A 5,073-nucleotide genomic window follows, 5' to 3' on the forward strand; every position below is an offset into this window, starting at 1 on the left:
GGGGCCACGGTAGCCGCATCGATGCCGGTGGCCGCGTGAAAGATGACACCCGGCGATGAGATTCGAGGGGTCGCATCAGCATCGCCCTCGCCCTCCACTTCCTCAAACACCCCGTCCACCACAACGGCGGGTATCAGGTGAAAAGCTGACGCTGGCGATTCTCAGGCATTCAGCGGTGATTTGAAAGTCTGCTGCCGGGTATTGCGACTGGGAGCTGCCGACCCATTGCAGTCGTAGCGATCATGCAATTCATAGCCTGACAGCCGACATTCACCAGCTTACGTAATCGCATCGTGTATGACCGCTTTGGTGAAGTCCCGTTTGCACAGTGGCCGGCACGTGCAGACGCTGACGGACACACTGGCGCTTGGGGTGGCAGATTGGCCCGTGGTGCTTACGAAGCCGGGTAATACCGACGGAGGGAGCACTCAACGGCTGGTTAGCAGTCGGATGATGGAATCCCGGATCCAAGTATGGCCAGGATCCGGGTCGAAGCGCTTGTGCCAAGTTAAGAACATCGGAATGTCAATGTCAAGCTCCGGCAAAGGATATGCCTTAAGGTTGTGCGCCTCGGTAAAATGCCGTGCCATTTGGGAGGGTAATGTGCAAATCATGTCAGTCGCTGAGACCACCCGGGGCATGTCAAAAAAACTGTGCACCTGCATGCCGCACTGACGCTCTATGCCGCGCGCCCGCAGTGCGTGCTCCACTACAGTACCTTTCGGGTCATGCCATTCAATCATCACGTGGCGCAGAGTCAGGAATTGCGCCAAGCTCAAGGAGTCTTTAACAAGCGGATGATCGCGGCGCACCATAGACACCAACCGCTCTGTCCCGACAGGCTGATTGACGAAGCTATTGTCCACAATCGGCTCTGATGTCAGCCAAAGGTCCAATCGCCCATCGCGCAATTGATCTGCTACTTGATCGCTGGAAGCGGCGCGCAAGTTGATCCTCACCTTCGCTTGCATGCCATCCAACCATTGCATCAGACTTGGAAGAATCACCAATTCCCCATAATCACCCAGAAACAGATTGAACGCACGCGTACTCGTCACGAAATCGAAGGTATGCGATTCCGAAAGCGTTGCGGCAATTAGATCGAGACTTCGCCGTATCGGTGCTGCATATTGATGGGCGCGCGGAGTGGGCTGAACACCGCGTCCGTTGCGGATGAATAAATCATCCTTGAACAGGTGGCGCAACCTTGCCACCGCCTCACTAACAGCGGGCTGGGTCATTCCAATTTTGTCGGCGGCCCGCGTGAAGTTGCCTTCACGCATGACTGCATCAAACACCGTCAGCAGATTCAAATCCACTTTGCGTAAGTTCATCGCTGGCTCGTACAAAGGTTCGATATCAATACATCATATATCAGGCATATTGAATATCAATTTTTATTATTTTCTCGTCAAGCCTACATTACGCCTGCCCATAAGGGGATCAGGAGATGCAAGTGTTCAAGGCGTTATTCAAGGGTTCATCCAAAGCTGCCAACCAGCTGAGTATCGAAGGCACCAACTTCAGGACCAGCATGAAGCCCAATCAGTCCGTGTTGACTGCAGCGGTGGATGCCAGATTCAAAGTCCCGAACTATTGTGGTGTTGGCGAATGCGGTACGTGCCGCTGTCGCGTTATGGATGGTCGCGTTCGACTCACGCGTGACATCACAAACCACATTTCGTTGGAAGAAATTGAGCAGGGCTACGTACTTGCCTGCCAAACAATTGCCGAAAGTGACTTGGTGATCCGGGTTCCTGGGTTGAGCCCAGAAGACGACTCTTTGGTCACCAGTAGCGCGACGATCAGTGCACTGATCCCGCTAACCCACGACATTTTCGAGGTGCAGGTGGCCTTGGAGCGGCCGTTGGCCTACATCGCAGGCCAATATGCGCAGTTGTCTGTGCCCGCAGAGCCACAGTTGGCAGAGACACCGCGCAACTATTCATTTGCCAGCGCTCCCGGAGTCGGCAATGCCAACTCCGCTTCTTTCTATATTCGCCATGTGCCGGGTGGACTGTTTACCGATTGGCTGTTTGCCGCTGATCGGACGGGCGCACGCTTAACGGTGACGGGCCCCTACGGTGATTTCCGCTATCGCAAAACCGAACGGCCACTCCTCTGCGTGGCCGGAGGCAGCGGCCTGGCACCCATCAAGGCTCTGTTGGAACAACTGAGGTCCGAGGGCATTTCACGCCAGGTGATTTTTTTGTTTGGCGCCCGCCAGCAGCGTGATTTGTATTGCTTGGATGAAATTGCCGAGATGGCTGCTGCGTGGCCGGTCTCGTTTGCGTTCCACCCGGTTCTTTCGCATGAACCCGTGAATTCAAACTGGACCGGCAGGCGAGGTCTGGTCACGGACCATGTGGTCCAGGTGGTTCCCAACTATGCAGACCATGACGCTTACCTCTGCGGTCCGCCTCCCATGGTGGATGCGGTGATTGCCAAGGTCAAGGGACATATCCCGGCAGACCGGCTGCATTTCGACAAATTCCTAGACCAAAGCGCATTGCATCCGACCACCAATGCACAGGATTTGGTTGCAGCCTAACAACTTGAACCCATAGAGAACAACGGAGACCATCGTGGACATCATCGACATCCTGCACAACTGGACAGAGCATCAAGCCATGCTCGTATTTGCATATTCGCTCATATTCTTCCTGGTCATCGACATCCTGTCAGGCGCACTAAGCGACAGGCGTCAATACACCATGCAAGAGATGGGCTTGAACGTCTTTGCCTTTGTCAATTTCCTGACCGCCAGAGCGCTGATGGTGGGCGTTTGGGTGTGGATCTTCCTGAAGGCCTTCCCTGGGGGCACTGGATTCATGAACGGCATGGGCTTTTGGACCACCTTCTTTGTCTACATGCTGGTCGAAGAATACGCGCACTATTGGATTCACCGCCTGTCACACTCCATCCCCTGGCTGTGGCGCATCCACAAGGCCCACCATACACCCGAGCACATGAATGTGACGGTCACCTACCGCGAGAACTGGTTGTGGTGGGCACTGGCATCCAACACCTATATCACAGCATTCTTCATCTGGGGTGGCCATATTGCCCCCGTGGTGCTGGCGGGCTCAGCGAAGATCATTGTCGGATTCCTTTCCCATAGCGGGTCGCGTTGGGATCTGGCGTTGCACAAAAACAGATTCACTCAGCCCTTTATGTGGGTGCTGGAGCGCGTGGTCACCTTGCAGGACACCCACCATGCGCACCATGGCATTGGCAAATATGGCAACGGCATGACCAACTATGCACCGTTCCTGTTCATTTTCGATGTCATTCACCGCACGGGCATCATCCCCCACACCCGGCAAGAGGCCTTCGGCGTGCCCAAAACCGTGAAGGTGGAACCTTGGTACGAGCTGTTGTGGTGGCCCGTTCTGAAGACCGCACAGCCTGCTGATCTGCGCCCACCTACCAAGGCCGATTCGGAAGCGCAATCACGCATTTACACAAGCCAAAACGGCCGAGTCACGATCAAGATGTAGAACACGGCACCCATGGCGGCCATGACCGCCATGATGACCCAATGAGGAAAGACCATGCGTTTGAAGAAATCCTTGTCCAACCTGAGTCATCAGGTTGCCACACTGCTCTTGGCAGGAGCTGTCGCTGCGCCAAGTTGGGCTGAGCGGATCAGGTTCGTTTCCGTCATCGCCCCCACGGCGGAAGCCAAACTGGTGTTCGCCGATGGCAGCAACCGTACCCTATCCCTGGTTCAGCGTGAGGGTATGACTAGCGGCGCAGGTCCGCTTGCCAGCGCAATCATGCAGGAGTGGGGCATGCACGATATTGTGCCGGCCCAAGGTGGTGCGGACGGTGCCGGATATCTTGTCTTCACTTTGGCAAATGGGGATAAGGCTTATCTGAAATATCAGTGGCACGCCATCCAAGTGGTCCAGGACGGTAAGGCGCGCAATCTGTTCGACGGTCATTGGGGTGTGGTCGGGAGCACCGGAAAACTCGTCGGCCTTCAGGGCATCGGTACGCTCTACATCACGCCCGTCAGTGCCACTGGGCGCCAATGGACATTTGAGGGCGAGTTGGTGCTGAACCAGGCCATCACCGGCGAGAAGACACAACCATGAATGAGATGGATTGGTTGTTGCAGTCAACCGAACTCAATTCAACACAATTTGCAGTGCCAAAGGTATGACCTACAAGCGACTCACTCAAACTGCTTCCTGCCAATGTGGCCAGTCCATTTTCAAAGTGGATGGGACTCCCATCGGCCGATTCAAGTGCCATTGCACTATATGTCAGACGCTGTACAAGAAACCCTATGCAGACGTAGTCATGATGTGGGGCGGGGCCATTACGCTGCCGGATGTGCAGCCTTTTACGTTTCGTAAATACCGTCCGCCACCCGCACTGCGTCGGTCTACTTGCGACATGTGTGGTGCCCCTGTGGTGGGTTTCCTGCGGTTGGCCCCGTTTGTTCGGCTCGCATTTGTGCAAAGCGCAAACTTCCCGGATCAAAGTGTGCTTCCACCAACCAGCGTTCATATCTTTTATCACTCGCGGGTGAAGGATTTTGAAGATGATTTGCCCAAAGTATCTGGATACTGGGCCAGTGAATTGGCTGTGACCAAACTGCTGTTTTAGGTCGGTCCAAATAACTGGGGGATGCCTGCAATTTGCATCATCGACTCCGTACACATAGCGTCTTCCGTTTATCTACCAAAGAAGCTGATAGACAATGAATTGTGAAGCCTGGAAGCTGACGGTGGCGAATACCTGTAAACGCTGCGGTCTGATTGTTCAGACTCTGGCGGGGCTATGGCCGGTTAGGGCCCTCAGCGGCTGTCGACGCAACTGCAGTCATAGCGACGTTTTAATTCCCTGCCCGTAAGCCGTCATCCATAGACGGATAGGAAATTCAACCGCATGAGGCCAAGTATGGCACGAGTTTTGGGCCTCGAAACACGTTCGGCCAAGGAAGGTTGAGCGCTCGCTTGCCGCTCAATGGCAAGAGCTTGGGAGGCAGTATGCATTTGGGCCTGGCGCGCGCGCAGCTGCTTCCCCGCAGCGATGGATACCGCCGCTTCACTGGGTCACCAA

General features: G+C 55.0%; 5 protein-coding genes. 4 read left to right on the plus strand and 1 reads right to left on the minus strand.

Features of this window, described 5'->3' with window-relative positions; genetic code table 11:
- Positions 1 to 428: 428 nt before the first annotated feature.
- The gene (locus tag ACS5NL_RS22570; RefSeq protein WP_439356243.1) at positions 429 to 1,334 is read right to left on the minus strand and encodes a LysR substrate-binding domain-containing protein; all 906 of its coding nucleotides are present in this window, start codon (positions 1,332 to 1,334) and stop codon (positions 429 to 431) included.
- A gap of 116 nt (positions 1,335 to 1,450) precedes the next feature.
- Between ACS5NL_RS22570 and ACS5NL_RS22575 the strand changes: the two genes are divergently transcribed.
- The 4 genes from ACS5NL_RS22575 to ACS5NL_RS22590 all read left to right on the plus strand — a co-directional run bounded on the left by ACS5NL_RS22575 (position 1,451) and on the right by ACS5NL_RS22590 (position 4,617).
- Positions 1,451 to 2,551, plus strand: a complete 1,101-nt coding sequence (locus ACS5NL_RS22575) for a 2Fe-2S iron-sulfur cluster-binding protein (protein ID WP_439356244.1) — start codon at positions 1,451 to 1,453, stop codon at positions 2,549 to 2,551.
- Positions 2,552 to 2,585: 34 nt separating this feature from the next.
- Positions 2,586 to 3,500 (plus strand): sterol desaturase family protein, encoded by a 915-nt coding sequence (locus tag ACS5NL_RS22580; protein ID WP_439356245.1) that lies wholly within the window; start codon positions 2,586 to 2,588, stop codon positions 3,498 to 3,500.
- Positions 3,501 to 3,554: 54 nt separating this feature from the next.
- The gene (locus tag ACS5NL_RS22585) at positions 3,555 to 4,100 is read left to right on the plus strand and encodes a hypothetical protein (RefSeq protein WP_439356246.1); all 546 of its coding nucleotides are present in this window, start codon (positions 3,555 to 3,557) and stop codon (positions 4,098 to 4,100) included.
- A 64-nt stretch (positions 4,101 to 4,164) separates the two neighbouring features.
- Positions 4,165 to 4,617, plus strand: a complete 453-nt coding sequence (locus ACS5NL_RS22590) for a GFA family protein (protein ID WP_439356247.1) — start codon at positions 4,165 to 4,167, stop codon at positions 4,615 to 4,617.
- The last annotated feature ends 456 nt before the right edge of the window (positions 4,618 to 5,073 follow it).

Source organism: Hydrogenophaga sedimenti (assembly GCF_051857515.1).
Taxonomy (GTDB): Bacteria; Pseudomonadota; Gammaproteobacteria; order Burkholderiales; family Burkholderiaceae_C; genus Hydrogenophaga.